At 43.0% G+C, this 26,176-nt stretch carries 24 protein-coding genes; 14 read left to right on the forward strand and 10 right to left on the reverse strand.

Going from position 1 to position 26,176, the window contains the following annotated elements:
- Positions 1-6 precede the first annotated feature (6 nt).
- Positions 7-1,488 carry a glutamate--tRNA ligase gene (gene gltX / locus AC2A4J_RS12305; RefSeq protein ID WP_484176210.1) on the reverse strand — a complete coding sequence of 494 codons (1,482 nt, stop codon included), beginning with the start codon at positions 1,486-1,488 and terminating at the stop codon, positions 7-9.
- Between the two features lie 102 nt (positions 1,489-1,590).
- Complete coding sequence (xni, locus tag AC2A4J_RS12310; RefSeq protein WP_484176211.1) at positions 1,591-2,382, reverse strand: flap endonuclease Xni; 792 nt, start codon at positions 2,380-2,382, stop codon at positions 1,591-1,593.
- A 116-nt stretch (positions 2,383-2,498) separates the two neighbouring features.
- Between xni and AC2A4J_RS12315 the strand changes: the two genes are divergently transcribed.
- The gene (locus AC2A4J_RS12315; RefSeq protein WP_484176212.1) at positions 2,499-3,755 is read left to right on the forward strand and encodes a hypothetical protein; all 1,257 of its coding nucleotides are present in this window, start codon (positions 2,499-2,501) and stop codon (positions 3,753-3,755) included.
- 196 nt (positions 3,756-3,951) lie between these two features.
- On the forward strand, positions 3,952-5,280 hold the full coding sequence (locus tag AC2A4J_RS12320) for a TolC family outer membrane protein (RefSeq protein ID WP_255828566.1): 1,329 nt from the start codon (positions 3,952-3,954) through the stop codon (positions 5,278-5,280).
- A gap of 82 nt (positions 5,281-5,362) precedes the next feature.
- Here the strand turns inward: AC2A4J_RS12320 and AC2A4J_RS12325 are convergent, their stop codons facing one another.
- On the reverse strand, positions 5,363-6,661 hold the full coding sequence (locus AC2A4J_RS12325) for a M18 family aminopeptidase (protein WP_484176213.1): 1,299 nt from the start codon (positions 6,659-6,661) through the stop codon (positions 5,363-5,365).
- Between the two features lie 123 nt (positions 6,662-6,784).
- Here AC2A4J_RS12325 and AC2A4J_RS12330 point away from each other — a divergent pair, with 123 nt between their 5' ends.
- From AC2A4J_RS12330 to AC2A4J_RS12350, 5 genes are all read left to right on the forward strand, one after another.
- Positions 6,785-8,833, forward strand: a complete 2,049-nt coding sequence (locus tag AC2A4J_RS12330; RefSeq protein ID WP_255828564.1) for a carboxy terminal-processing peptidase — start codon at positions 6,785-6,787, stop codon at positions 8,831-8,833.
- A 101-nt stretch (positions 8,834-8,934) separates the two neighbouring features.
- Positions 8,935-9,225, forward strand: a complete 291-nt coding sequence (gene ybfE / locus AC2A4J_RS12335; RefSeq protein ID WP_255828563.1) for a LexA regulated protein — start codon at positions 8,935-8,937, stop codon at positions 9,223-9,225.
- Between the two features lie 70 nt (positions 9,226-9,295).
- The gene (locus tag AC2A4J_RS12340) at positions 9,296-9,874 is read left to right on the forward strand and encodes a thymidine kinase (protein WP_484176214.1); all 579 of its coding nucleotides are present in this window, start codon (positions 9,296-9,298) and stop codon (positions 9,872-9,874) included.
- Between the two features lie 2 nt (positions 9,875-9,876).
- Positions 9,877-10,773: a recombination-associated protein RdgC gene (locus AC2A4J_RS12345; RefSeq protein ID WP_255828561.1), complete on the forward strand. Its 897-nt coding sequence runs from the start codon at positions 9,877-9,879 to the stop codon at positions 10,771-10,773.
- Between the two features lie 353 nt (positions 10,774-11,126).
- On the forward strand, positions 11,127-12,293 hold the full coding sequence (locus tag AC2A4J_RS12350; RefSeq protein WP_484176215.1) for a cation diffusion facilitator family transporter: 1,167 nt from the start codon (positions 11,127-11,129) through the stop codon (positions 12,291-12,293).
- Positions 12,294-12,303: 10 nt separating this feature from the next.
- Here AC2A4J_RS12350 and AC2A4J_RS12355 read toward each other — a convergent pair whose 3' ends face one another.
- The gene (locus tag AC2A4J_RS12355) at positions 12,304-13,617 is read right to left on the reverse strand and encodes a DNA recombination protein RmuC (RefSeq protein ID WP_255828559.1); all 1,314 of its coding nucleotides are present in this window, start codon (positions 13,615-13,617) and stop codon (positions 12,304-12,306) included.
- Between the two features lie 195 nt (positions 13,618-13,812).
- Here AC2A4J_RS12355 and AC2A4J_RS12360 point away from each other — a divergent pair, with 195 nt between their 5' ends.
- From AC2A4J_RS12360 to AC2A4J_RS12370, 3 genes are read left to right on the forward strand one after another with little or no spacing between them, the layout of a single operon-like run.
- Complete coding sequence (locus AC2A4J_RS12360) at positions 13,813-14,430, forward strand: YigZ family protein (protein ID WP_484176216.1); 618 nt, start codon at positions 13,813-13,815, stop codon at positions 14,428-14,430.
- Between the two features lie 2 nt (positions 14,431-14,432).
- The gene (gene rapA / locus AC2A4J_RS12365; protein WP_484176217.1) at positions 14,433-17,261 is read left to right on the forward strand and encodes an RNA polymerase-associated protein RapA; all 2,829 of its coding nucleotides are present in this window, start codon (positions 14,433-14,435) and stop codon (positions 17,259-17,261) included.
- 6 nt (positions 17,262-17,267) lie between these two features.
- On the forward strand, positions 17,268-17,918 hold the full coding sequence (locus tag AC2A4J_RS12370) for an RluA family pseudouridine synthase (RefSeq protein WP_484176218.1): 651 nt from the start codon (positions 17,268-17,270) through the stop codon (positions 17,916-17,918).
- A 225-nt stretch (positions 17,919-18,143) separates the two neighbouring features.
- Here the strand turns inward: AC2A4J_RS12370 and AC2A4J_RS12375 are convergent, their stop codons facing one another.
- The 3 genes from AC2A4J_RS12375 to AC2A4J_RS12385 form a co-directional block, all read right to left on the reverse strand.
- Positions 18,144-18,356: a hypothetical protein gene (locus AC2A4J_RS12375; RefSeq protein ID WP_484176219.1), complete on the reverse strand. Its 213-nt coding sequence runs from the start codon at positions 18,354-18,356 to the stop codon at positions 18,144-18,146.
- Between the two features lie 71 nt (positions 18,357-18,427).
- Positions 18,428-18,730, reverse strand: coding sequence for a HigA family addiction module antitoxin (locus AC2A4J_RS12380; RefSeq protein ID WP_484176220.1), 303 nt, complete (start codon positions 18,728-18,730; stop codon positions 18,428-18,430).
- 11 nt (positions 18,731-18,741) lie between these two features.
- Positions 18,742-19,029: a type II toxin-antitoxin system RelE/ParE family toxin gene (locus tag AC2A4J_RS12385; protein ID WP_255828554.1), complete on the reverse strand. Its 288-nt coding sequence runs from the start codon at positions 19,027-19,029 to the stop codon at positions 18,742-18,744.
- A gap of 188 nt (positions 19,030-19,217) precedes the next feature.
- On the opposite strand from AC2A4J_RS12385, the gene AC2A4J_RS12390 reads away from it, so the two are divergent.
- Positions 19,218-19,793, forward strand: coding sequence for a DUF6151 family protein (locus tag AC2A4J_RS12390; protein ID WP_484176221.1), 576 nt, complete (start codon positions 19,218-19,220; stop codon positions 19,791-19,793).
- A 17-nt stretch (positions 19,794-19,810) separates the two neighbouring features.
- Here AC2A4J_RS12390 and AC2A4J_RS12395 read toward each other — a convergent pair whose 3' ends face one another.
- Together AC2A4J_RS12395 and AC2A4J_RS12400 are read right to left on the reverse strand one after the other, a co-directional pair.
- Entirely contained in the window at positions 19,811-20,737 is a 927-nt protein-coding gene (locus tag AC2A4J_RS12395) for a histone deacetylase family protein (protein WP_484176222.1), read from the reverse strand.
- 74 nt (positions 20,738-20,811) lie between these two features.
- On the reverse strand, positions 20,812-21,906 hold the full coding sequence (locus AC2A4J_RS12400; RefSeq protein ID WP_484176223.1) for an HD-GYP domain-containing protein: 1,095 nt from the start codon (positions 21,904-21,906) through the stop codon (positions 20,812-20,814).
- Positions 21,907-22,060: 154 nt separating this feature from the next.
- Between AC2A4J_RS12400 and AC2A4J_RS12405 the strand changes: the two genes are divergently transcribed.
- Both AC2A4J_RS12405 and AC2A4J_RS12410 read left to right on the forward strand, forming a co-directional pair.
- Positions 22,061-22,519, forward strand: coding sequence for an EVE domain-containing protein (locus tag AC2A4J_RS12405; protein WP_484176224.1), 459 nt, complete (start codon positions 22,061-22,063; stop codon positions 22,517-22,519).
- 344 nt (positions 22,520-22,863) lie between these two features.
- Entirely contained in the window at positions 22,864-23,892 is a 1,029-nt protein-coding gene (locus AC2A4J_RS12410; RefSeq protein WP_484176225.1) for an OmpA family protein, read from the forward strand.
- Between the two features lie 6 nt (positions 23,893-23,898).
- Here AC2A4J_RS12410 and AC2A4J_RS12415 read toward each other — a convergent pair whose 3' ends face one another.
- Positions 23,899-24,624: a hypothetical protein gene (locus tag AC2A4J_RS12415; RefSeq protein WP_484176226.1), complete on the reverse strand. Its 726-nt coding sequence runs from the start codon at positions 24,622-24,624 to the stop codon at positions 23,899-23,901.
- Between the two features lie 193 nt (positions 24,625-24,817).
- Here AC2A4J_RS12415 and miaB point away from each other — a divergent pair, with 193 nt between their 5' ends.
- Entirely contained in the window at positions 24,818-26,173 is a 1,356-nt protein-coding gene (miaB, locus tag AC2A4J_RS12420) for a tRNA (N6-isopentenyl adenosine(37)-C2)-methylthiotransferase MiaB (protein WP_484176227.1), read from the forward strand.
- Positions 26,174-26,176 lie beyond the last annotated feature (3 nt).

A 26,176-nucleotide genomic window follows, 5' to 3' on the forward strand; every position in this document is an offset into this window, starting at 1 on the left:
CTGCCCTTATAGATCAGCGTATTCTTTTTCCCAGCGTTTCGCTTCTTTCTTAGAAGGGCCACCTAATACATTCACGGCCGTGCGCATACGAGCTCGAGAAATATCAGACCCTAGAATCGCCATTGAATCAAAAACAGAGACAGACGCTGTCGTTCCAGAAATAGCAACAAATAATGGTGCAAAAAAGTCTTTTGGCTTCACTTCCATTGCTTGAGCTAATGTTTTCATTTCATTAAAGATTTCGTCTTTTTCCCACTTACTCAATGCTTCTAAACGCCATAATGCGAACTGCATTGCCTTACGAAGTGTGTCTTCTTCCATTTTAATAGAAGAGAAATCTTCCTTAGTAATTGGCAACATGCCTTTTAAGAAAAAACCTGCCACATCAGCCACATCTGAAAAGGTTTCAACGCGAGGAATAACCAGCGGTAAAATCTTCATCAAATATTCAGGGTTAAGTGCCCATTCAACGTATTTTTGTGCAAAGGTTTCCGCGGTCAAATTCTCACGAATCCACATGCCATTTAGCCAGCTCAATTTTTCAACATCAAAAACTGGGCCACCCAAAGAAACACGCTGAATATCAAAATGCTCAATCATTTCGTCTAACGAGAACTTTTCACGCTCATCGGGCATGGACCAGCCCATGCGACCCAAGTAGTTGATTACCGCTTCTGACATATAACCCATACGTTGATAATATAAAATACTCGTTGGGTTTTTACGTTTTGATAATTTAGACTTATCAGGATTACGCAGCAAAGGCATATGACATAAAGTCGGCATGTCCCAGCCAAAGTATTGATACAACAAAATATGCTTAGGCGCAGAGTTAATCCATTCTTCACCGCGAATAACATGGGTAATTTTCATTAGATGATCATCAACCACATTGGCCAAATGGTAAGTAGGCATACCATCTGCTTTTAACAATACTTGCATATCTACTTGAGACCAATCGATTTCGATTGTGCCTCTAAGCATATCCTGAACAACACATGTGCCCTCTTCAGGAATTTTCATGCGAATAACATAAGGAACACCGGCATCTAACTTTGCCTGTACTTCTTCTGCTGTCAGGTTAAGAGCGCGACCATCATACTTTTGTGGCAAGCCTTGCTCTTTTTGCTCATTACGCATTTGATCCAACTCTTCAGTGGTTTCGAACGCATAAAAGGCATGCCCTTTATCAATCAATTCTTGAGCATATTGGCCGTAAATATCGCCTCTTTCACTTTGGCGGTATGGACCATATTCACCACCAACATCTGGACCTTCTGCCCAATCTAGACCTAACCAGCGTAGCGCATCTAAAATCATTTTTTCAGATTCTGGCGTACTACGAGTTTGGTCAGTGTCTTCAATACGTAAAATAAACTTGCCGCCCATTTTACGTGCGAAAGCCATGTTAAATAGTGCAATATAAGCTGTGCCTACATGCGGATCACCAGTTGGAGACGGTGCAATACGTGTTCTTACCTCTGACATAAAAATCTCGTTTATTAGTTGTCTGAAATGCCGCTATTATAAGCGTCTCATAGGATATGAGTAAGGGGTTAAACTGAACTTTTCTTCTTAGAAGTTAGATATTCACTCAACTTTACTTTTGATATACCTAAGCTGTGAAAGTCGAACGCCAACTTCCACATCTGTTTTCAAAGCGACCAATGAGCGAGACAACAAGCACTGCTCATACCCGTCTGCCAACATTGATTGAATACGCTCTGAAAAAGTCGGTAGATTGGCATAAATCTCTTCGATTGTTGGAAACGAACTAATAATACTTAACGCCGTTTTCGGTCCAATCCCCTTAACACCAGGAATTCGGTTAGTTGTATCCCCGACTAAAGCCCAATAATCGGTCAGCTGCTCAGGCTCGACTCCATATTTTCCTGGCACCCATATTTTGTCATAACCCAACTTAGCAAAATAATCATATTGAAGAATTCGATCATCCCCTAGCAACTGTGTAAAACCCTTATCTGTTGAAACAATATAAGATTTAACATCCCTACTCGCCGCCTTAACCGCTAACGTCGCAATAAGATCATCAGCCTCCCAACCATCTATCCTTAAACAGGGTAAATGATTGAAGCGAAATACCTTTGCAAAATCAGGCAATGAGTCGAGTAACGTGTCATCCATAGGAACTCGACCTAACTTATATTCTGGAAAAACTCGGTGGCGCCACGTTTTGCCATTTGAATCAAACACAACAACAGCGTAAGAGGGAGAAAATTGATCAGTGAGCTTTGCTAAGGCTTCAACAGCAATACTTTGAGTCCGTTCAATGCGACGAGTGGAATCTTGCTCTGATTCGAGTGCGGCATAGAGTCGTCGAATCAAATTCAATCCGTCAATAATTAGTAATTTTTTATCCACTCCAAACCCTTATTTTTGCTACATTGTTTGACGTTTACTTGAATTGAATAGGTTACCATGTGAGGAGATTCATCACGACAACCTGCGTACTGTTATAACCAAAAAAGGATTCTGTTATGAACAAACAACCAGCCTATTTTTGCCTTAGTCTTCTTTTAGGAGCAACCGCTCACAGCGCTTTTGCTACTCCTTTAAACGCTGTAATCGGTTTAGATAACAGCCAAATCGTGGAGACTAGTCAGCAATTAAGTCTTACTCCAAACACAGGCTCACTGCTACCGCTACAAGATAATTTCGCCCCCATCACTAACTTAGAAAACAACATTAATGCCAACTGGTTTGACTTAATAAACAAAAAAGTCAGAGTAGAGCACAAACAAAGAGATTTAAATTATACTGGCACTCTCGCCAGAATCGAACAAAACACTCGTTCTTTTGTGCTAAGTAGCAAAGAATTCTCGATGACATTACCAATGGATGATTTCTACTTAATTCCGCTAGAAAATTCAAATACTGCAAACGCAAAGCCTGAAGATCAAGCAGACACCAATAAAGCCGCACCTTACAAGGTTAGCTATCAAACTAATGAGCTTTCGTGGACCCCACAACTGAGCTTGATATTCGATAACGATAAGGTTTCTGTTTCCCAGCAAGCGCTTATCCACAACAATTCAAGCTCAACGATTCAAATTCAAGACAGTCTACTTCACTATTCCCGAAGCGCTGCTCCTCAAATGTTCAAAGCAGAACGTAGCTCACTTGCAATGAGCGCCGATAGACCAGACGTAAACTATCAGGATAATGAAGTAAGCTACTCTCTTGGTGGCGCTGTATTATCAATTGCACCATACTCAAACACCTTAATTCCGTTACCAAGCAGCGACAGTAAAATTGATAGCCAAACACATAAAGCCAAGCTTTATACTTATGGAAGCAACTCGGGGAAAATCGACTTAAACTTCTATAACAACCTAAGTTTTTCATTGCAGAAAAATGGACTTCCAGGCGAATATAAGACGTTTTGGAAAAGAGGAGACCTTCTTATTCCTGGCAATACCGTTCGCTTAGATACCGTTCGTGAAGGTCGTTCAGTGAATGTTACAACCAATAAAAGCCAAGACCTAACAGGCTATTTAACCTTGGTTAGCGCCTCTTCTCAAAAACTTCCTAGCACTCAAGCTTGGGAAGCGACCATTGAAAACCACTCAAACACACCACAGAAGTATTCAATAGAACAAAGCACTAATGGCGTTGTGGAAGTATTAAAAGGCAGTGACGTGGTTCCAATAAATGCAAATAGCGTAATCATTGCAGGGGAAATAAAAGCAAATTCGAAAAAAACGATTTCTTATAAAGTAGATGTAAAAAACTAAAACGGAAGAATGTGAAAAATATAGACTAAAAAGCAGCCTTGCTTGCATCAATTTTTCACATTCAAAGTCTATTTAAAATATTTCGTTATGATATGGTCAATAGTCATAATAGATATAGCAAGAAAGGCACTGCCGAAAGCAAGAAACTTGAGGTACTATTATAACTATATTTCATAATACGAGCCCACAGAGATCTATGAAAAAGCATATTATACCATCACTTATCGCTGCAGCCGTTCTAAGTAGTACAGCTGCCCATGCTGAAAGCATTTACGAAGTATACAAACTTGCAAAACAACATGACCCAAGTTTACGAGCTGCCGCTGCGACCTATCAAGCGCAAAAAGAAGGTGTAATCGTTACTAAAGGTAATCTATATCCTAGTATCAGCTTCAACGGTAACCTTGGATATGATAAAACAGATACGCCTTCAGCTGACTTTGACAGCACATCAAATAGCCTATCATTAAATTTAGATTACCCAATTTACTCACCTGCTCTTAACTATGGAGTTGATGCGGTAGAGCTACAATCTGAAAGTGCTGGCATTAGTTACAACAACGCTGAAGAAGACCTAGCCCTTAAAACGTTAACTGAATACTTCAACCTATTGATTGCACAATCTACGCTGCAAACTACAGAAGCCTTAGTTAAAAGTACTGCAAGTCAGCTAGATCGTGCGAAAAAACAATACGAAGTGGGCTTAGCCTCTATTACAGACTTACAAGATGCCCAAGCAGAATATGACTCTGTTCGAGTAACAGAGCTAAGTGCGCGTTCACAAGTATCTTATGCGCAGAAAGCACTTTATCAAAGAACAGGACAAGAAATTAAAGTCATTCCTCAACTGGCTAAAGACTATCCTATTCGTCTAGATCCTAACATGACAGTGAACTCTTTAATTGCTAAAGCACGCATAGACAACAAAGACTTAAAAATCCTAAATCTGTCTGTTAAGAGCGCTGAAAACAATATAAACATTCAAAAAGCCAGCGGCCGTACCCCGGTCGTAAAAATCACAGGCTCTTTATCAAGACAGGACACTGACTACGGCAACGGCGCGCCAGCAAGTATGCAGGATGGCGTGACAAATAACGCTTCTGTTGCACTGGGCGTTAGTATCCCTCTATACAGTGGTGGAGCAATTAACGCTTCCGTTAGACAAGCAACATCACAAGCAGAATCAGCAACGGAGCAAAGAGCTAGCTCGCTACAAGCTATTGAGCTTAACATCCGCAGCCTGTATCTAGACCTGCAAACGGCAGTAGCTCAAATAGATGCTCAGCAACAACTGATTCGCTCACGCACAAGCGCATTAGAAGCTACAAAAGCTGGATACGATGTTGGTACACGTAACCTTGTTGAGCTATTGGATGCCCAGTCTAACCTCTTCGATGCTCAGAACACTTACGAACAGTATCGATACAACTTCGTGGTGAAAAAACTGAACCTATTAGAAGCAACTGGTGACCTTACAGAAGACAAGATCAAAGAGCTGGACAAATGGTTAGTCGCTAAAAACTAATCTAGCCTTTGTAGTGACCAATAAAAAGCCGTAAAACACTGTTTTACGGCTTTTTAATTTCCCAGCGAATAGTCAGATTAACTTAGCGGGCTATTAACTTTTCTCGCTTGGTGAAACGAGCTAGAACTTTATACAAGCCAAAGGCATCTCGGCTGCCTGCTAATTCACGAATCGAGTGCATACCAAAAGTCGGCAAACCGATATCAATCGTTGGCACACCAATTTCGCCAGACGTAATTGGCCCTATCGTACTACCGCAGGCCATATCACTTCGTACAACAAAACACTGAACTTCGTAATTCTCTTCGGATGCAATATCACGATAAATACTGGCTGTTTCGCTATTGGTTGCATAACGTTGATTAGCATTTACTTTAATAACCGCACCTTTATTAATAGAAGGCGCATGGTTCTTATCGTGCTTATGAGCATAGTTAGGGTGCAAAGCATGAGCATTATCAGCAGACACCAGCATAGAGCGCTGAATTGATTGAACATATTGCTCTGGGTCTGGTGTTAAACGATGCAATACATCTTCTAAAAATGGACCATTTGCACCACAAGCGGACAAGCTACCAATCTCTTCATGATCAGTACAGATAAGCAAGCTAGGGCGCTGTTGATCGGAATCCAGCAAAGCACGCAAGCCAACAAAACAACTTAGCAAGTTATCTAATCGAGCTGAACAGATGTACTCTTTGTGCAAACCAACGAGAGCAGCGGGTTGTGTATCGTACAAGCTCAGCTCAAAATCCAGTACCGTATCAATGGTCAAATCAGCATACTGCTTCTTAAGTTGAGATTTTAACAACTCATGCAGATCAAACTCATTTTCTGCACCACACAAGATTGGCAAAATTTCTTCTTGAGGGTTCACTGAAAACCCTTCATTTGCTTGGCGATTCAAATGGATGGCCAAATTAGGCACCACGGCAATAGGGTCTTTAAAGTCCACCAAACGACTCACAATCTCGCCCGCTTGTGTTTTCAGTGTGATACGACCCGCAATGGATAAATCTCGGTCCAACCAAGTGTGGAGCAAAACACCACCGTATACTTCAACACCCAGCTGATGATAACCAAAGCGATCAACTTGCGCATTGGGTTTCAATTTCAAACAAGGGCTGTCAGTATGACCTCCTATCATGCGCCACCCACTTTGGCTAACATTAAGCTGTGGCATTGTAAAAGCGATTAAAGAGGACTCATTGCGCGTGACAAAATACTTTCCGCCCTCTTCTATCACCCAATCATCTTCTTCTACTAGCTCAGCAAAACCCTCAGCTAGCAAGGCGCTGCGCATACTAGCGGTGGCATGAAAAGGGGTCGGAGAAGATTGCAAAAATGACAGTAAAGAGTCGTTAAAATTTGAAAATTCCATAATGTCCTATAAGCAGAATGCTTTAAAAAAGTGACTTTTTAACACTTTGGCTAGCCTTACAGCCCAGTGTCTAATATGATTTTACCAATGACGTATAAAATAGACAGAGAGAGCCCATACCGGATGAACTATAAACGCCTTTTGCTTTGCCTTTTAACCGGCTATACCTTTGCCTCAACACCCGCGTCTGCTTATCAGGAGCTGCAGCCTCCTCATGAATACGACAAAGTATCAAAAGAACTCGTTGAGATGCTTGAAGGCATTCATTATAACAGACCTCACATTGATGATGCCATTTCCGAGAAAGCCTTCGATTACTATATTGATGCCCTAGACCCGAGCAAAAGTTTTTTCCTACAAAGCGACATAGACAAACTATCGCAATATAGAGATAGCTTTGACGACGCATTGAGAGACGGCGACACTACCGTTGCCTACACTATTTACAACCTTTACCTTAAACGCTTAGAAAAACGACTTCTAAACCTGCAAGATCATTTGCCAGAGATGGTTAAAGCTTTCAATTATGAAATTGATGAAACGCTTAACGTAGACCCAGACACCCAAAAATGGGCAACAACCGAAGCTGAGCTCGATGACTACTGGCGCAAGCGCCTTAAAAATCGCGCGCTGACCATGAAGCTTAATGGTGAAAGCGAAGAAAAAATCATCTCAACTCTCGAGCGCAGCTACAAAAATCAAATTAAACGAGTTGATCAAACCAACGCAGTCGATGTATTTCAAACCTTCGCAAACTCAATCACCGCGGCACTGGACCCTCATACCAGTTACTTTGCTCCACGTGCATCAGAAGCCTTTAATATTAATATGAGTTTATCTCTAGAAGGCATTGGTGCGGTTTTGCAAATGGATGACGACTATACAAAAGTTGTGCGCTTGGTGCCTGGCGGCCCGGCCGCTACTCAAAGTGAGCTTGCCCCTAACGACCGAATTATTGCAGTAGGCCAAGAAGGCAAACCTATGATCGATGTTGTTGGTATGCGCCTTGACGATGTTGTCGACATGATCCGTGGCGAAAGAGACACTACCGTAGTATTGGAAGTAACCCCTAGCAAAGGCGACACTCAGACAAGCAAACGTATTAGCATTGTGCGCAAAAAAGTGAAACTTGAAGACCAATCGGCTAAAAAAGAAATCGTTGAAGTGGAGCGTGATGGCCAAAAATACAAAGTTGGCGTAATCACCTTACCAACTTTTTATTCTGATTTTGCCGCCATCCAAGCTGGCGACAAAAACTATAAAAGCTCTACTCGCGATACAAAAAAACTTATAGAAGAACTTCGTAAAGAAGACATTTCAGCACTGATTCTTGATTTAAGAAATAACGGTGGTGGCTCACTTCAAGAAGCCAATGCTCTAGCTGGATTGTTTATTCCATCTGGTCCAACCGTACAAATTCGCGATCAAAGCGGACGCGTAACACCATTAGGCGACTCTGATCCGGCGATTGTTTACAGCGGCCCAATGGCCGTGTTAGTAAACCGCATGAGCGCATCCGCTTCTGAAATCGTAGCGGGCGCGTTACAAGATTACGGACGCGCCTTAATTCTTGGCGATCAAACTTTTGGTAAAGGCACCGTCCAAGTATTACAAGACATGGACAAGGGCCAACTAAAAGTGACTCAGGCTAAATTCTATCGAGTCTCTGGTGAAAGTACCCAGCATAAAGGCGTTATGCCAGACATCGCCTTCCCTTCTTTGGTCGATAAAAAAACCATCGGAGAAAGTGCACTAGATAACCCTTTACCTTGGGATAAAATCCACGAGACTCGCTACCCAATTTATTGGAATATGCCAGCTTACTTACCTATTTTAGAACCACGCCATGAGGCCAGAATGGCCAAAGACCCTAATTTCATTGCAATCAATGGACAAATTGAAGAGTTCAAAAAGCAAGCTGAGACCTATAAAACCATCTCTTTGAGCGAAAGCACACGCATACAACAAAGAGAAGACAACAAAAAAAGCGAGCTAGAGCGTGAAAATACTCGACGCAAAGCACTAGGACTCGAACTACTCACATCGGTTGATGATATAAAGCCTATCGAAGAAGACACTTACGCAAAAGAAGCGTCTGAAATTCTATTAGACTTTATAGCCACCAACCAGATGGCCGAAAAACAAGCTGAGAACAAAACAGCGCAAAACTAGAAAATAAAATAAGAAGAACGAAAAACGGTAGTTTACTGTTTTTCGTTCTTCTTTTTTATACATCACCTCAATCATTAATCCATTGATACGAACATTACACCATGGCAAAAGCGTCATCCGACCGGAATACAATCGACCTATTTGGCAAAGCCCCTGGCCGTCCTCGCACCCAACCTCTTACTCGAAAAGACCAGCTCAAAATTAATAAACGAGCGCAGCGAGAAAAAGAAAAAGCCCAAGGACTAAAACGCTTAGAGCTCATTATCGAACAAGACCTTATCGACAAATTGGATAAACTCTGCGAGATGAATGGATTAAAACGTGCTGAATGGCTAACTCAGCAAATTAACAAAAGCCTAGATAAAACCAAAAACACAAGATCCAAAAAATAAGGTCATTCACGATAGTGATTTGCTATACTCACCAGCCAAATTAATTAGCAAACTACTAAACAGACTTAATATGGCCAAACTGTACTTTTACTACTCGGCAATGAACGCAGGAAAATCCACCGTTCTATTACAATCCGCTCATAACTACCAAGAGCGAGGTATGCGGGTTTTACTCCTTACAGCATCGATAGACGACCGATTTGAAACAGGGCAAATTGCCTCTCGCATTGGCATATCGGCAGAAGCCAGTTTGTTTGATAACAACACAGACCTCATCACATTAATTAAAGATGACAATCAGCCAAAAGCATTAAGCTGTATATTAATTGATGAAGCGCAATTTCTAACCAAAGAACAAGTCTACGACCTTTCAGAGGTGGTTGATAAACTACGTATTCCTGTTTTGGCTTTTGGCATTCGAACCGATTTCCAAGGCGAACTGTTTGAAGGTAGTAAGGCATTACTGGCTTGGTCAGACAAGCTAATAGAACTAAAAACCGTATGTCATTGTGGTAGCAAGGCCACCATGGTCATTCGACTCAATGCACAAGGAACACCCGTTAAAGAAGGCGCACAAGTAGAAATAGGCGGCAACGACCGTTACTTGTCCGTTTGCCGAAAACACTTTAAAGAAGCCGTGAGAGACTAATTATGTGGTTCAAGAACGCCCAAATTTTCCAGTTAAAAGACACCGAATCACTAGATACTAATGAACTGATCGACAAGATCCCTGAGTTCCCATTAAAAGAATGTGGTTCCCAGGAAGAGTTCTCTTTCGGCTGGTTACCTTTAATTCGCAACAGTGAGCAATGGAGTCTAGCCAGTGACCGCTGTCTATTGTTCCGCGCAGGAAAAGAAGAGAAAGTCTTGCCGTCTGCCGTTGTTCGCGAAGAACTAGAAGCAAAAGTGGCTGAAATCGAATTGATTGAAGGCCGTAAAGTCGGTCGTAAAGAAAAGTCAGACATGAAAGATGAATTGGTTTTCACCCTTCGTCCGAAAGCCTTTTCTAAGCGCACAGACATCTGGGCCTACATTGATTTACAAGCCAAAATACTGGTTCTCAACAGCACTAATGCCAGCATGACAGAACAGCTGTTTAAGCACTTGCAAACAACGCTTGGCAGCTTCCCAATGACGCCTTTGCAAGCACAGGTTTCACCATCGTCACTGATGACGGATTGGCTAGTAAAAAATGAAGTACCTGCCAGCCTAGAAACAGGTGACGAATGTGAAATCCAAGATGCCTCTGAAGACAAAGCCACCATTCGCTTTAAATCTCTAGAGCCTTTATCTGAAGATGTCACACGCCACTTACAACAAGGCATGGCAGTGAAAAACCTAGGTCTACGTTGGACAGATAAATTAAGCTTCGTGCTTCATGACGACCTAACGTTACGCAAAATCAAATTTGATGACGCGTTAAAAGAAGCGGCTTTTAATGACTCTCAAGGCGGCGGCCTTTCTGATATGGACGCCAACTTCTCCCTAATGTCATTAACCATGAGAGAGTTTTTCAGTTCTTATTGCTTATGGTTTGAAATTAATTAGAACCCCGTCTTTTCTCAGCTCCCCAACCTTTTCCACAGATATCGTGGATAAGCTTGGGGAGAACATTGGGTAAGCTAGACTACATGGCGCTCTTGCTACAAAGATCCAAAATGCACCAATTTAAACACGCATAATCTGTCCCAATTAATGAAGCTAAATACAAAAAAAATATCAATTAACTCCAATATTAATTCCTACTTAATCTCAAACAGTTAATAGAAACTTAAGATAAATTAAGTAAGATGAATGATGTTAAGGCCCCTTTGCACTAATTCGCGAACACAGCAGTCGTGCAAAGGTCTCGTTAAACAAACGTCGTATTAACAAACCCTACAACAGGTCAAAAAAGCCTCATGACAAAACTGAAGCAAGAACAGGACATAGCGATAAAGGTTACCCTTGTCGGAGCCTTTTGGGACGCACTACTCGGTTTAGCCAAAATAGTAGCGGGGTATTTTTCGCAATCCCAAGCCCTAATAGCTGATGGTATTCACTCATTATCCGACTTAGTTACCGATGTCTTTGTCTATTTTGCATCGGCCAACTCACGCCAAGGACCAGATGAAAATCACCCTTACGGCCACCTTCGTTTTGAAACCCTTACAACCGTCTTTCTTGGTATGGTGCTTATTGTTGTTGCCTTTGGCATTGGCTACGAAGCCCTCAGCGCAGAACAATCACAAGCCCAGTTAACTTGGTACGGTTTGGCGGCTTTAGTGGCAACCATCGCTGTCAAAGAAGCCATTTTTCATTACACCAAAAAAGCTGGCGACAAAATTGGCAGCAAAATGTTGATCGCTAATGCATGGCACAGCCGCAGCGATGCCCTTTCTTCTGTCGCTGTTTTGATTGGTTTAGTCGGTGTTTACTTTGGGTATGGCTGGGCGGATATGGTCGCATCGATTGTCGTTGCCCTATTAATCGGCAAAATGGCCATCAGTATGGTGTGGGAAAACCTTGCGGAACTGGTAGACACAGCACCCGATCCAAAGCTCATTGCGCAAATCAAAGACACTGCCAACAGCCTAAAACATGTTATGGCGCCCCATGATGTTCGAGCTCGCTCTATGGCGGGAAAGATTTACCTAGATATGCACATTCATGTACCAAGCCATGCCAGTGTTAGCGAAGGTCATTATCTTGGAGATTTAGTGGCTTACACCATTAAACAAGCACACCCTCAAGTGGAAGATGTCATGGTACACGTTGATACTGACGAAACCATTCAAACAGACAGTTTTACCCACAAATCTGGCAAGCCGCCACACTTAAAATTACCAGCACGTCATCAAATATTGGCAGATTTGGGCTTTTTACTACGCCAGCATTCAGGCTATGTGGATATCCCTAACTCTCGCCTCCACTATTTAAATAACAAACTTGATTTAGAAATCATTGCTAACTCGGCCAACACCCCAGAAGGTGCCGACCTAGCGCAACTGACAGCAAGAATTTTGCAGGAGCTACAAACAACAAGCTATATCAACAAAGCCACCGTGCTTTGGACTTTTCAAGAATAAATAGAAAAGACTAATTACTAGGCTCGTCCGTGAGAGTATCGTCATTAAGATACTCCACTGGCAATGCCTTGCTCGTCTTCGCCCCCATCATTTTCAACTTCTCCGCCCTTGCAACCAGATTGCCGCGCCCTGCGGTTAACTTCTTCAAGGCTGAATCGTGAGTACGGCTCACCGCTTCCAGTTTGCTACCTATGTCATCCATATCTTGCACAAAGCCTGAAAACTTGTCGTACATCGCACCAGCCTGACGAGCGATTTCAATGGCATTTTGACTCTGTTTTTCGTTACGCCAAATATTTTGTATCGTTCGTAAGGTTGCCAACAAGTTAGACGGCCCGACGATAATAATATTGTGCTCAAAGGCTTCGCTGAACAACCCATTGTCGCCCTGTAACGCCAAACCAAACGCCGCCTCAATTGGGATAAACAACAACACAAAATCCAGTGACGTCACGCCCGGCAGGTCATGGTAATTCTTGGCGCTTAGCTCTTTCATATGGCGTCGTACTGCATCTAAATGCTGCTTTAACGCTCTATTTCGGTCTTCATCAGTTTCCGCTTCCATATAAGCCAAATAACTAATCAGCACCATTTTAGAATCAACAATGATCTGCTTACCTTCAGGAAGATGAATTACCACGTCTGGCTGCAAACGTCGGCCCTCTTCCGTTTGATAAGAGGCTTGCGTCTGGTATTCACGGCCCTTTTCTAGCCCTGAGCGCTCTAAAATGCGCTCCAGAATCACTTCTCCCCAACCACCTTGCAGCTTGTTTTGACCTTTCAAGGCATGAGTCAAGCTCACCGCATCATCACTGATCTTCTGATTCAGTAACTGCAAGCCTTTAATTTCTTTCACCAAAGAAAATCGTTCACGGGCTTCTTCTTGATAGCTCTTCTCTACGCTCTCCTGAAACTTTTGGATCTGCGAGCCAAGTGGCGTTAGCAAAGAACCTAACTGACGTTCATTCTCTTTCGCTAATTGTTGCCCCTGCTGACTCATAATCTCGTGAGCCATTTGCTTAAATTCGGTTTCGTTTTGCTTTTTTTGCTCACGGTAAAACGCTTCTTTTTCTTGCCAGACATTTTGTGCAGCAGCAAATTGTTGCTCCAAAGTCAGCGACTCTTTCTCCAAATAATGAATCTGATCTTTCGATTGCTCCAAAAGACGCTGTAATTCCTCATTTTGTAGCTGCATTTTTTCTTGTGTATGCTGCCACTGACGGCGCATAGCCTGTACAATACCGCCAGCAATACCAGATAGAAGAATCGCGCCGATACAAAAGCCCGATAACACCCAAACTGATTGCGAAAGCCAATCTGTCATATAAATTTAAACTCGCTATTTTAAATGTCTGTTTTTAACAAAGTGAGGCATTTGCATGACGTCACGAGCAAAGGCAAGACGAGGCAAAAATAGACGAAAAAGCGGAGTTTATAGGTTATAAATGGGCATTTTGAGTCTATTTTTAACACTGTATTGGCGCGCGCAGCAGTCATGCTAAGGTCTCGATAAGTTTACATGGATTACTACCTAAGCCCAACACACACGCAACGCTTTGATCTAGAAATAAAAAATAGCCAGTTCATCACCACCGTTTGCCGTACTAACGGCCGTGATGCAGCAAAGGCTTTTATCGAAGAAATGCGCCAGCGTTACCCTGATGCAAACCATCATTGTTGGGCTTTTATTGCAGGTATGCCAAACAATGCGCATTTATGGGATCAAAGTGATGATGGCGAGCCGAAAGGCACGGCAGGTAAACCCATGTTAAATGTGTTACAACATTCCGATTTTGGGGAAACTACCGTCGTCGTGACGCGCTTTTTTGGTGGTGTAAAACTCGGTGCTGGCGGCTTAGTCAGAGCCTATAGCCAAGCCGTACAAGAAGCCCTGTCGCAAACAGAATATGAAAATGTGTACCCACGCAGCCCCGTTCAGCTAAAAATCGCCTACCCTTTATTGGGAAAGGTTGAATATTGGCTAGAACAGAGCGATATAGAAATAACCAACAAAACTTACAGTGACAGCATCGTTATTGACCTTGCTGTTATAGAACGTACTTGGCCTGATCATAAAGTCACATTGACGGATTTATGCCAAGGTAGCTTAACTTTAATTGAACCGGACAACGCATAACTATGTACCAAACTGGACAAAGATGGAGTAGCCGCAACGAGCCTGATCTCGGCGTAGGCATGATAGTAGACACGCAAAACAAGTCTTTCACCTTACATTTCCCAGATGCGGAAGCGGATCGTCAATACTCAAATGACCAGACCAGTCTTGTTCGACGCACGTTAACCGTCGGCGATCAACTGCATTTCCAAGATGAAACCTTCACCGTCTTGGAAGTAGAAGAAATTGATGACCTTATCGAATACCGTATCAGCGAGGATGATGATTGGTTAGAAGAGTCCATCATTCAATTCCCACGTAACGACAAGAACGAACTCGACTCCTTATTGGCACTGTCGCCCGCTCGTCGCATGTGGTTCGACCTACGTCGTCATACGCTTGAACACCAAGCAGCCAATGCCGCATCGCCAGTACGCGGTTTAATGGGCTTGAAAGCGGAACTTCTGCCTCATCAGATCTACCTTGCCCATGACATTGCCAACCGTCCAAAAGCGCGAGCATTGTTGTGTGACGAAGTAGGGATGGGTAAAACGCTAGAAGCAGGTCTGATCTTGCATCAACGCCTACTAAACGGTCTCTGTAAACGTGTTCTGATTTTGACACCAACCAACCTGCAGCATCAGTGGTTGATTGAAATGCTACGCCGTTTCCACCAACCATTTTCACTAATCAATGAGTCCGTTTACGAAGACTTCATGGACGGTGACGACAACCCATTTGAGCAACAACCATTTGTTATCTCGCCAATCGATTGGGCGAGCCAACACCCAAAAGCCACTCAACACATGCTTGATGCAGAGTGGGACATGGTCATTGTCGACGAAGCCCATCACCTTGCTTGGCACCCAGAAACACCGAGTGTTGGTTATCAAGTAGTCGCACGCTTAGCGGCTAAGACAGAATCTCTATTGCTATTGAGTGCAACACCAGAACAAACTGGCGAACGTGAGCACTTCTCTCGTTTACAGCTTTTGGACGCCGATCATTACCATGATTTCGAGCATTATCAAGCGCAACAACACGCCTTCAAGCAAGCCGCTGAACTCGCTGAATCTTTGCTACCATTCAGCCAAGAAGACAGCGCACCAGAGCCGTTGGATTGGAATACAGCGTTTGGTTCTTATCTAAAAGAAGTTAGCGCTAAAGAATGGTTCCAAGCACTCACAAGCAAATCAGGTGCAGAGCAAACTGAAGCCGCAAAAGAAGCCATTAGCTGGTTAATCGACCGTCATGGCACGGGACGAGAAATGTTCCGTAACACCCGAGCAGCAGTTGGCGGCTTCCCTGACCGTTATTTGCATTCTTACCCATTAGACAATAATGAACATTTCGAATCGGCCAATTACCACGTGCAACCTGAAACTGAGGTAGCTGATGGCCTATGGGAAAAAGACCCACGCTGGGGTTGGTTAAAAGAATTTCTAGAATGCCAAGCAGACAAAGTCCTAGTAATTTGTCACAGTGCAGATATGGCGCAATGGCTCAACGACCAACTGACTTTCGCTGGTTTCCAAAGTGCAGACTTCCATGAACAAATGCCACTTATCCACCGAGATCGTGCAGCGGCTTATTTCGCAGACGAAGACGGTGCGCAAATTTTGGTATGTTCTGAAATCGGCAGTGAAGGCCGTAACTTCCAGTTCAGCCATCACATCGTCATGTACGATCTGCCAGAACACCCTGACTTACTTGAACAGCGCATTGGTCGTCTTGATCGTCTTGGACAACTAAATGACGTACAAATCCATGTGCCATACATCAAACAAAGCGTACAAGAGCGCCTATTTAACTGGTATCACCACGCTCTAAACGCATTCTGCCGCACTACCGGTTCTGGTGACAAAGTGGAAGAAGCCTTTGGTGACAGCTTGCATGCTTATTTACACGGCCAAGACGACGACACAGATCTTCTTAAAGAAGCCAACATCTACCATGAAGCCCTGTTAAAGCAAATGGAAGAAGGCCGTAATCGCCTGCTAGAAATGAGTTCATGCCGTCCAGAACAAGCTCGTGCGTTAATCGATCAGATTAACAACCAAGCGACAAAAGGACTGCACCATTATATTGAGCAAGTCACTCACGCCTTTAACATCTATGCAGACTGCATGAATGATGAACCTGATCGTGCGGCTTGGTTCTTGCGCCCTTCTACAGACATGATGCTAGAAGCTCTACCAGGCATCGAAGAAGAAGGCAAAATGCTCATGCTTGATCGCCGTCAAGCAAGCCAACGTGAAGACGTGGCGTTCGCGACGTGGGAACACCCTCTGATCACCATGCTTATGGATGAAGTCCAAGGCTTTGACTCTGGCAAGCTTACTTCGGCTATCTTGCCAATCGCGGCACTGCCAGAAGGCACGGTATTGGTGGAAAGTATGTTCGTCATCGAAGCGACTGCTCACCCACGTTTGAAATTGGCGCAATCACTGCCAATGACACCAATGTGGCAATTGTCTGACTCAAACGGTAAATTCCTCCATCAGCAATTTACCGCCGATAAATGGGCAGAAAAACTGAAAGGCGTGCCAAACCGAGTCGCGGAACAATGGGTTGCCGCCTTACGCAAAAACCTTATTGAAGTACTGCAAGCGCACCAGTTGAATGCTCAAGACCAAGCGCGCCCGATCGTTCACGCAGCGAAAACGTCTTACCAACATCGCTGCCAAAATGAAATCGAACGTTTAGTTGAATTGAAAGCCTTCAACGACACCATTCGTGATGAAGACATAGAGCGTCTTGAAACCAACATGCAAGAAGGTTTGACGCGTATCGACGAGCACCAAATCCGCTTGGATGCGATTCGTATCATCTTAACGACCAAGCCGGAATAACATCCTGTGCAGGATGCCGTGCCGAGTATAGAGCTATCTCGCTTAGAGATATTGTACGAAGACGAATGGTTTGCCGTAATAAACAAACCTGCTAACTGCTTATCTGTGCCCGGTCGCGGCCCAGATAAGCTCGATTCTATCTTGCATCGAGCAGAGTGTTTATTTGGCGAAGCCTTTGCCATACATCGACTGGACGAAGCCACTTCAGGCTTAATCCTCGTGGCGAAAACCCACGAATGTCAAAAACGTATGTATGCGCATTTTCGTGAGCGAGAAGTCCAAAAAGAATACCGCGCCTTGCTGCGCGGTCATCTTTTGGGTGAAAAAGGCGAAGTGCGAAAACCACTGCGCTGCGATTGGCCAAACCGTCCCAGACAAATCATCTGCACCGATGAATGGAGCAAAGACTCCATCACCTACTGGGAAAAAATGGCCTACGAAGACAACACCACACGTGTTCGACTCGTGCCCTTTACTGGTCGTTCTCACCAACTGCGTGTTCACATGCAAAGCCTAGGACACTCGATTATTGGCGATGAATTCTACGACCCAGCGTTTCAAAACGACCCTAGATTGTTATTGCACGCCTATCGGTTAGAGTTTCGGCACCCGTTTACCAAAGCATGGGTGGCATTTGTCGCGGCCTGCCCTTTTTAACTCTTAACAACAAACCTTCTTTATTCCCTCCCCTTTCTCTTCAAGAGGAGGGTTAGGGAGGGGCTATTTCTTTGGGTTTTAAAGTGTATTTGCTTCCTCTCAATGACTCTTAGCTGCAGCTTTTTTCCGCTCTGCTGGGCGGGTAACTTTTGTCCGTTGCTTAATTCAGAAAAGTACAAAAGTAACCAAAAGGTCTCTTTATCGGGCTATCGCCCAAACGTCTCATTACAATTGTTTAGAAGAACCTTTAGCAAGACGATTTAGATCGTAAGGCATGGATTGTTCACTCGGTGGGAGATAGATCATCAAACAATGACTCTGAAACTCCATAAAGTCGCGCAACTTCGTCGCATCGAACTGACTTCTCCGGTAGGCAACCAAAGAGCGTAGGTCGAAGGAGGCACGACTGTAATCCGACGCTGAAAGCGAAGCTTTCATTCTGTAGGCCAAGACTTCTCCTAAAATTTCACATGACATAGCCTATTGACTGGGCAATATAATTAAAAACTTCACCTGAATACGGCAGCCAAAGGCTTAACCTGTTTCGCTTCTTCTTGATAGCGGTTTCGTGTATCCCAAAGGTCAACTGCGTGTTGAATGTTTAACCAAAACTCTGGTGTATTGCCAAAGGCAGCTGCCAGCTTTATTGCGATTGGTGCGGTTAACACGCCACCGTTAATAAGGCTGCTGACGGTATTACGATGCACGCCCATGGCATCTGCCAACGCTTTGGAGGTAATGTTCATCGGTTCTAGAAACTCAATTTTAAGCATTTCACCAACGCTAATTGGGCGACGTTTTGTTTTACGCATATGTTGGTACCTCAATATTTGTGCGGGTCAAGATAGGTGTTTAGAGCTATTCCTTGGTTCCACTGAAAAATTAAGCGATATTGTTTATTAATTCGTATCGAACACCAGCCTTGAAGATTACCGTCTAAATGCTCAAATCGATTACCTGGAGGAACCCGTAAATCAGACTCTGTCAGTGCCGCATCTAAAATTTCCAACTTTCTATAGAGAGCATTTTCAATATTCTTAGGTATCAACCTGTGACGCTGATCTTCTTCGTAAAATAATTCTAACCATTTATGTTTAAATTCTAATGACATTCGCACTTCCTTGCTGTGCATTAATATACAAATCATATCGCACAGCATTGCTATGCACAACTACTCAAAATTAGTTTCGTAAGGCTAAAGAAATCACACCTAATTAAACAAGTCTGCCCCTTTATAACACCCAAAACACTGCTACACTCTGAATGATGCTCTTCAATCAAGTAAGGAGGCTTAGTCCAATGCTTGAAGTAAATTTGAAATGTGCTTGCGAAACCGTTAAAGGAAAAACCTCTGCCATCAGTTCAAAGATGGGTAATAGGATTATTTGTTGCTGTGATGACTGCCAAGCATTTGCTCAGTTTCTAGGGCAGGAAGAAAAGATGTTAGATCAATATGGCGGGACAGATATATTTCAAATCCCTGTTTCTTTTCTCAAGATTACCGAAGGAAAGTCAGAAGTCGCCTGCGTTAGGCTTAGCCCTAAAGGTATGTATCGCTGGTATACAAAATGCTGTAAAACACCAATTGGCAATACGTTTGGCGCCGGTGGTCCATTTATTGGGGTAATTCATAACTTCATGGACAATGCGCAAACACGTGATGTTGATCTAGGCAAAAGCAAAGGTCACGTTCTGAGCAAGTTTGCCAAGGCGCCCGTTCCCGAGAATCTTAAAGGGTCATCATTGAGTATTAATATTAGAATGGTGGCGAAAATCCTATCATGGAAACTGAAAGGCCTAAATCAGCCCTCTGAATTTTTCAATCACAATGGAGAGCCAACCTCTAAACCTCATGTCCTTGACAAAAAAAGCTAAGAACTCCTAAAAAATACCTACAATACATATTTCTTCCAAACCAAATTCGCAGCTTGATGCAGCAAGCTATGTCGCCATGCGACTTTTTCTTCTTGTCTATCGTAGCCTCCACCAATGACGCAGGCGGTAGGAAGTTTGAGCGCTACGCAAGTTTCGATGACGTATTTATCTCTTTCTAATATGCCTTGGTCAGTTAGATTGACGTAGCCAAGTCGGTCGTCTTGATGAACGTCGACTCCCGCATCGTAGAAAATAAAATCTGGCTGATGTTCAGCAAGTATCGCAGGCAAGGTGTTTTGTAGAATGGATAAGTATTCGTGGTCGTTGGCACCTTTAGGGATAGCAATATTAATGCCTCCGGCTTGTTTCTTTTGCGGGTAGTTTTCTTCGCAGTGCCAAGAAACAGGAATAATGTCTGTTTTGTCTTTGAAGAAGGCGATGGTGCCATCACCTTGGTGAACATCACAGTCTAGGATAAGTATTTTCTTTGCCCTACTCGATTCGATCATAGCGAGTGCGGCAACAGCGAGATCATTGAATATACAAAAACCTGAACCATGGGAAGGATGCGCATGATGTGTGCCACCAGCAAGGTGACAAGCCAAGCCATGTTCGAACGCGAGTTCGCTGGTGAGTATAGTGCCAGAAACAGCGCGTAATGTTCGTTCAACTAGCCATTCAGACCAAGGTAAACCAATGTCCTTTTCTTCTTGCTTACTCAACTCACCACGAATAAAACGCTGCACATACTCTTTATGATGAGCCGACATGAGTAAGGTAAGCGACAATGGTTCAGGGGAATATTCATTCTCCGCCGTTAAAATTCCTTGCTCCCTTAAAGATTCGGCCAGTAAGCCAAACTTACGCATAGGAAAACGATGCCCAGCCGGAAATGGAATACTGTAATGAGGATGGAAAACGAGCGGTAACAAATCGGCATTCATAAAACAGGTAACTTATCTCTTTAAAAAGAGCATCATGCTATCAAGGGTCGCTTGGGGTACGCTACTTTCTTTTGCTATTTGCTTTTGGCAACGAGCACTTTTCGAATGGCGGCGTTAAAAGATTCAATCAGATGTGGCGGGAAGCCTTTGCCACTTTCGAAGTTCACCTTTTGTACAGCACGCATAGCACTTTTGTTGTATTCGCTACCAGATTTACCCCAGACAATATCTATAAACATGACAGCCATGGACAAGATAAACGCACCTTGCGGAATCAAAGAGCCAACCAAACCCTCAGGAAAACCCGTTCCATCAAAACGTTCTTTATGCGCTTTCACCATGTCGACAGCCTCTCCCCAACCCTCATGCTTGGAGAGCAGTTTAGCCCCAACTAACGGGTGATTTTGTTCTGCCAGCAGTTTTGATTCATCGTCTTTGCAATTCAAAATAACCGCCATCCCCATGTTATGCATATAAGCGGCCGCACTCAGTTGAGCAGGATCGACTGGCGCTTTGCATTCAACATTAATCAATTGGCAAAGCTTGAGAATACGATCGCCACGCTCAGATGAATAACCCAACAAGCGGTGAAGCTTTTGGCTAAATCCAATAAATAAATCTATGTCGTTTTTTTGCTCTTCTGTGTATTCAACTTTGACAATGACAGACGTGGCTGCAGGCTCTTCTTTCTCTTCCACTGTTTGATTACATTGTCGAAGCAAAGCCGCGGCCATTTCTGGGCGTTTGCCATCCTCTTCTTCGGTATATATTTCATCTAAACCAAGCTGCAATTGATCACGCAGGGCAACTTCTGCAACATGGGACTGATAAATTTGCTCAAGCAAACTGTAGACTTTTTCAATGACCACAATAATGAGCTCACCTAAAAAAGGGTGATATTGAATGTACCCACCACGCATGCCATCGACAATTTCCTCTAGCTTGTGAAGCACACCAACTAATGGATCAAGAAAGCAAACAGAGCAATTTCCTTTCATACTGTGCAAAGAGCGAAAGAGTTTGTCTAATTTATCAAATGAAAAGCCATCACCTTCGATACTATTAATGGCTTCTTCGATCTCTTGCTGTGCTTCAACATAGCATTCGAGCAAGTCATCCTTGATTTCTTTTTCCAACGCTGAGAACGCTTTACACGCAAAGTGGCTCATTTTTATCTTCCATTGCAAGGAACAAACTACCTATCTAGATGCGCCTTTAAGTCTGCTCGAAAAACGGGCAATTTATAGCATCACTTTCCTATTGTAGTTAGAATAATTGTAAGCGTGCACATAGAGTATGTTTCATTATGCAAACGAGGTATTTATGCCAAATTACTGGCTTATGAAATCTGAACCAGATGCGTTTTCCATCGACGATTTAAAGCGCTTAAAGCGCTCGTCTTGGGATGGCGTAAGAAATTACCAAGCCCGAAATTTCATGAAAGAGATGAACGAAGGTGACTTAGTGTTTTTTTATCATTCGAGCTGCACTCCAGCAGGCATCGTTGGAACAGCCAAAGTCTGTAAAAGTGCTTATCCAGACCACACCAGTTGGGACAAAAATAGCGCATACTTTGATGCCAAATCGACACCTGATGATCCTCGTTGGTTTATGGTCGATGTGGAATTCGTTGAAAAATGGTCATCCATTTTGACGTTAGCAGAATTAAAGAAAAACCCTGAACTGGTCGATATGTTATTAACAAAGAAAGGCAGTCGCCTTTCTGTTATGCCAATTACTCAAAGCGAATGGGAATACATCACTACAATGTTAAAGAAATAAAATGTAGCTTTTAGACTTTCAAATAAAAAGGAATTTTATGAGATTAAGGAAGGTGCGAGCAAGTCCTCTTACCTCAGCATGTGGATAAAAGTCTGTTATTCGAGGCGAGTGCCGAATGTGAATAGTGGTTCTATTTTCGAGGTGCTCAACAAAGAACACAGGCTTTTAGACCATGCCCTGCGGGTCTTTCAGAGCTTACTATTAAAAATATAACAGGCCACATGTCGTTGCGACTCTTTGAAAGGTACCTACATTCCTTCAGAGTCGCGCCTTATTTGACGATTTCTCTGAAAGACTGAGGCTTAGTAGACTTATTCGCACCTTCCTTGAGTTTTGGATAAGCCATGCGATTTTCAAAAAATACAACAATAACAAGCTTAAAACTACCTAGGGTATTGATTGTCTATTTTGGCTTACTTAGCACTATGACTTTTGGCCAGTCTTTGTACTCAACCGACTTAGTCGAGTCATTAAAAGATTCAGATCTAGATGGTGTTATTGATGCTCGGGACCTATGTAACAACACCCCTACAGATATTGACGTCGATAATAACGGCTGCCCTCTTACTGATCTCAAATATTTCAGTGTCAATTTAGACATACAATTTGAAACTGGCAGCTACAAATTAAATCCAGAGTTTTATTCCAGCCTAAAAGATCTCGCAAAATTCCTACAGCAAGCCCAAGATACACTGATTATAATTGAAGGCCATACTGATAACATTGGAACAAAAAGCTACAATTTAGCTCTCTCAAAAAAACGCGCAGACGCCATAGCCGAAGCGTTAATATCAGCATTTAAGATTAACTCAAACCGAATTAAAACATTCGGATATGGGCAAGAAAAGCCAGTAGCCTCTAACGAAACCGAAACAGGACGAACGAACAATCGTAGAGTAAGTGGCGAAATAGTGGCACCTTTCAAACATATCGATAACTACGTGCTAACCATTCCCTTCAAAAGAAACCGATATCAGATTATAAGCATGCATGATCCAGCAGTACAAAGCCTATTAAGCGTATTGCAAGACTTTGTATTGCCGCATAATGAAGATATTTTAATCGTCATAGAAGGTCACACGGATAACTCAGGAAGTGAAAGATACAACCTTGCGCTATCATTGAAACGCGCCAACAGCGTGGCTGATATCATTAACACTCAATTGCCAATATTAAAAAACAAAATCAAAACGCTGGGCTATGGACAAGCTTTCCCTATTGCAACCAATACAACCAGAGATGGCAGAGAGAAAAACCGTCGAGTGAACATCACAATTGTTCAAACGTTTAAAGCAAGCCAAGAAGAGCCGCTTCCTAGGTGGACAATTTGGAGCGTCGATCAAATAGAAGAAACGCAAAAAACCAAACCGTAAATAATATTAATGGAATTCCCGCTCACGTTGTTTTAAAGAAACAGCGTAATCAAAGTAATACAAAGCGACAACACCCAAATAATCGTAATCTTTCCCTGTTCTTGCAATGATGCCCACACTGCCCATATGACGATATTTTTTGGGTTGAAAATACGTTTCAAGACGCCAGCCGATTTCGTCCACATTGTACTTTTCTCTGAATAAAGAAGTACGTAGATCTTCATTGAAATAATAACTAACGCCGATGCGAGAGCTTGTCACATTACTTAATGTTGTGTCTGATGATATGTAGTTTGTCGTCACTGAAACAGGGCCAACAAACAACTCACCTAAAAACTGCCCTATTACATCGCGCTCCGTATCTTGGGCTTCATCCATAGGCTCCATCTCAGTCACACCCAGCCCCAGACCTAAACGCCCGTACTCATTACGTAAAAACCAATTAGAGGAAAACTCAGATTGCGCAAAGCTGGTTTTTGAAGACCCCGTAATCAGATAGTTACTGTTTAGCAGCAACTGAGTTGATAAGTAATCGTTGATCGGGATATTCACTTTAAAGTCGATATTCATCAGTGACTTTTCATCGAACAAGCCATAACCAAGTCCAAAAGCAAAATTTGTCGTATCACTTGTTGCCATAATAACCTCTGCACCATCTGACGAGTCACTGTCAGCATAAAGGTAGCCATTTAGCAGCAACGACAATAAAAGAATACGAGAAAATACGTTCAAAACACATCCATACTAAAATTTGAATTATATTGCTATTGTGACTGGTCTTTTATAAAAGCTCCAGCAGCAAAAAAAGTGACTATTTTCACATAAAATGAAGGGAATTCAGAACAGCTCTGGGATTCGGAAGCAAAGCCCAATATAATAGCCCCAAAGTCGATTAGACGAACTCATTTTTAGGTTAATACGTTACATGGCAAAAAAACTTTTTATCCAGACTCATGGCTGTCAAATGAACGAATACGATTCATCTCGTATGGCAGATTTACTTGGCGAAAGTCATGAAATGGAACTCACAGACAACGCAGACGAAGCCGATGTTTTGCTTCTAAATACTTGTTCTATACGCGAAAAAGCTCAAGACAAGGTCTATCATCAATTAGGCCGTTGGAAAAAGCTTAAACAAAAGAACCCAAACCTTGTTATAGGTGTGGGTGGTTGCGTAGCGAGCCAAGAAGGCGATGCGATCCGCAAACGCGCCAAGCATGTCGATATGATTTTTGGTCCTCAGACTCTGCATAAATTACCCGATATGGTGAACGCAGCTGGAAAACACATTCCGATAACGGACGTGACTTTTCCTGAGATTGAGAAATTTGATCACTTACCTGCACCTCGCGTTGAAGGTGCCGAAGCGTTTGTTTCCATCATGGAAGGCTGTAGCAAATACTGTACATTCTGTGTTGTGCCTTACACTCGCGGCGAAGAAGTAAGTCGTCCGTTTGACAGCATTTTAAAAGAAGTAGTACAACTGGCTGAGCAAGGCGTTCGTGAAATCCATTTATTAGGACAGAACGTTAACGCGTATCGTGGTGAAACAGCAGAAGGCGATGAAGCAGATCTTGCTGATATTATTCACGCTGTAGCGCAAATCGATGGCGTAGAACGTATTCGATTCACTACATCGCACCCAGTTGAATTTACTGATAGCTTGATCGAAGCCTTCCGCAATGAACCTAAGCTAGTAAGCCATTTGCACTTACCGGTACAAAGTGGCGCAGATAATATTCTAAGCGCTATGAAGCGCGGTCACGATCGTCAATATTACATTGATAAAATCAACCGTATTAAAGCAGCGCGCCCTGGAATCAGCCTATCATCTGACTTTATCATTGGCTTCCCTGGCGAAACGGATGACGACTTTGTCGATACAATGAATTTAATTCAAGAAATCGGCTTTGATCACTCGTTCAGTTTTGTATACAGTCAAAGACCTGGCACCCCGGCTTCTAATTTAGAAGACGATACGCCAGAAGACGTTAAAAAAGAGCGTCTTGCTATTTTACAACGCCGTATCAGCCAGCAAGCCTATGACATTAGCTTGTCTATGGTCGGTGAGGTACAGCGTATTTTGATCAGTGGCTATTCACCTCGTGATCCTGGGCAGCTTCAAGGTCGAACAGAAAACAATCGGATTGTAAACTTCCGTGCGTTCGATCCACAATTGATTGGTAAATTCGCAGATGTTGTTATCACAGATGCTTACCCTAACTCCCTATTGGGTGAATTGGTCAGCTCTGAACTTGATTCTGACTTTATATTACAATAAAAG

Source organism: Marinomonas sp. ATLA20 (genome assembly GCF_057180105.1).

Bases quoted from the DNA above. Each gene is read 5' to 3' on its own strand.
- AC2A4J_RS12380 (WP_484176220.1), bottom strand. From the start codon at position 18,730: ATGCGTAAAACAAAACGTCGCCCAATTAGCGTTGGTGAAATGCTTAAA.
- AC2A4J_RS12390 (WP_484176221.1), top strand. From the start codon at position 19,218: ATGCTTGAAGTAAATTTGAAATGTGCTTGCGAAACCGTTAAAGGAAAA.
- AC2A4J_RS12375 (WP_484176219.1), bottom strand. From the start codon at position 18,356: ATGAAAGCTTCGCTTTCAGCGTCGGATTACAGTCGTGCCTCCTTCGAC.
- AC2A4J_RS12400 (WP_484176223.1), bottom strand. From the start codon at position 21,906: ATGAGCCACTTTGCGTGTAAAGCGTTCTCAGCGTTGGAAAAAGAAATC.
- AC2A4J_RS12325 (WP_484176213.1), bottom strand. From the start codon at position 6,661: ATGGAATTTTCAAATTTTAACGACTCTTTACTGTCATTTTTGCAATCT.
- AC2A4J_RS12360 (WP_484176216.1), top strand. From the start codon at position 13,813: ATGGATTACTACCTAAGCCCAACACACACGCAACGCTTTGATCTAGAA.
- AC2A4J_RS12320 (WP_255828566.1), top strand. From the start codon at position 3,952: ATGAAAAAGCATATTATACCATCACTTATCGCTGCAGCCGTTCTAAGT.
- AC2A4J_RS12315 (WP_484176212.1), top strand. From the start codon at position 2,499: ATGAACAAACAACCAGCCTATTTTTGCCTTAGTCTTCTTTTAGGAGCA.
- AC2A4J_RS12385 (WP_255828554.1), bottom strand. From the start codon at position 19,029: ATGTCATTAGAATTTAAACATAAATGGTTAGAATTATTTTACGAAGAA.
- AC2A4J_RS12405 (WP_484176224.1), top strand. From the start codon at position 22,061: ATGCCAAATTACTGGCTTATGAAATCTGAACCAGATGCGTTTTCCATC.
- miaB (WP_484176227.1), top strand. From the start codon at position 24,818: ATGGCAAAAAAACTTTTTATCCAGACTCATGGCTGTCAAATGAACGAA.
- ybfE (WP_255828563.1), top strand. From the start codon at position 8,935: ATGGCAAAAGCGTCATCCGACCGGAATACAATCGACCTATTTGGCAAA.
- AC2A4J_RS12340 (WP_484176214.1), top strand. From the start codon at position 9,296: ATGGCCAAACTGTACTTTTACTACTCGGCAATGAACGCAGGAAAATCC.
- rapA (WP_484176217.1), top strand. From the start codon at position 14,433: ATGTACCAAACTGGACAAAGATGGAGTAGCCGCAACGAGCCTGATCTC.
- AC2A4J_RS12350 (WP_484176215.1), top strand. From the start codon at position 11,127: ATGACAAAACTGAAGCAAGAACAGGACATAGCGATAAAGGTTACCCTT.
- AC2A4J_RS12330 (WP_255828564.1), top strand. From the start codon at position 6,785: ATGAACTATAAACGCCTTTTGCTTTGCCTTTTAACCGGCTATACCTTT.
- AC2A4J_RS12355 (WP_255828559.1), bottom strand. From the start codon at position 13,617: ATGACAGATTGGCTTTCGCAATCAGTTTGGGTGTTATCGGGCTTTTGT.
- gltX (WP_484176210.1), bottom strand. From the start codon at position 1,488: ATGTCAGAGGTAAGAACACGTATTGCACCGTCTCCAACTGGTGATCCG.
- AC2A4J_RS12395 (WP_484176222.1), bottom strand. From the start codon at position 20,737: ATGAATGCCGATTTGTTACCGCTCGTTTTCCATCCTCATTACAGTATT.
- AC2A4J_RS12410 (WP_484176225.1), top strand. From the start codon at position 22,864: ATGCGATTTTCAAAAAATACAACAATAACAAGCTTAAAACTACCTAGG.
- AC2A4J_RS12345 (WP_255828561.1), top strand. From the start codon at position 9,877: ATGTGGTTCAAGAACGCCCAAATTTTCCAGTTAAAAGACACCGAATCA.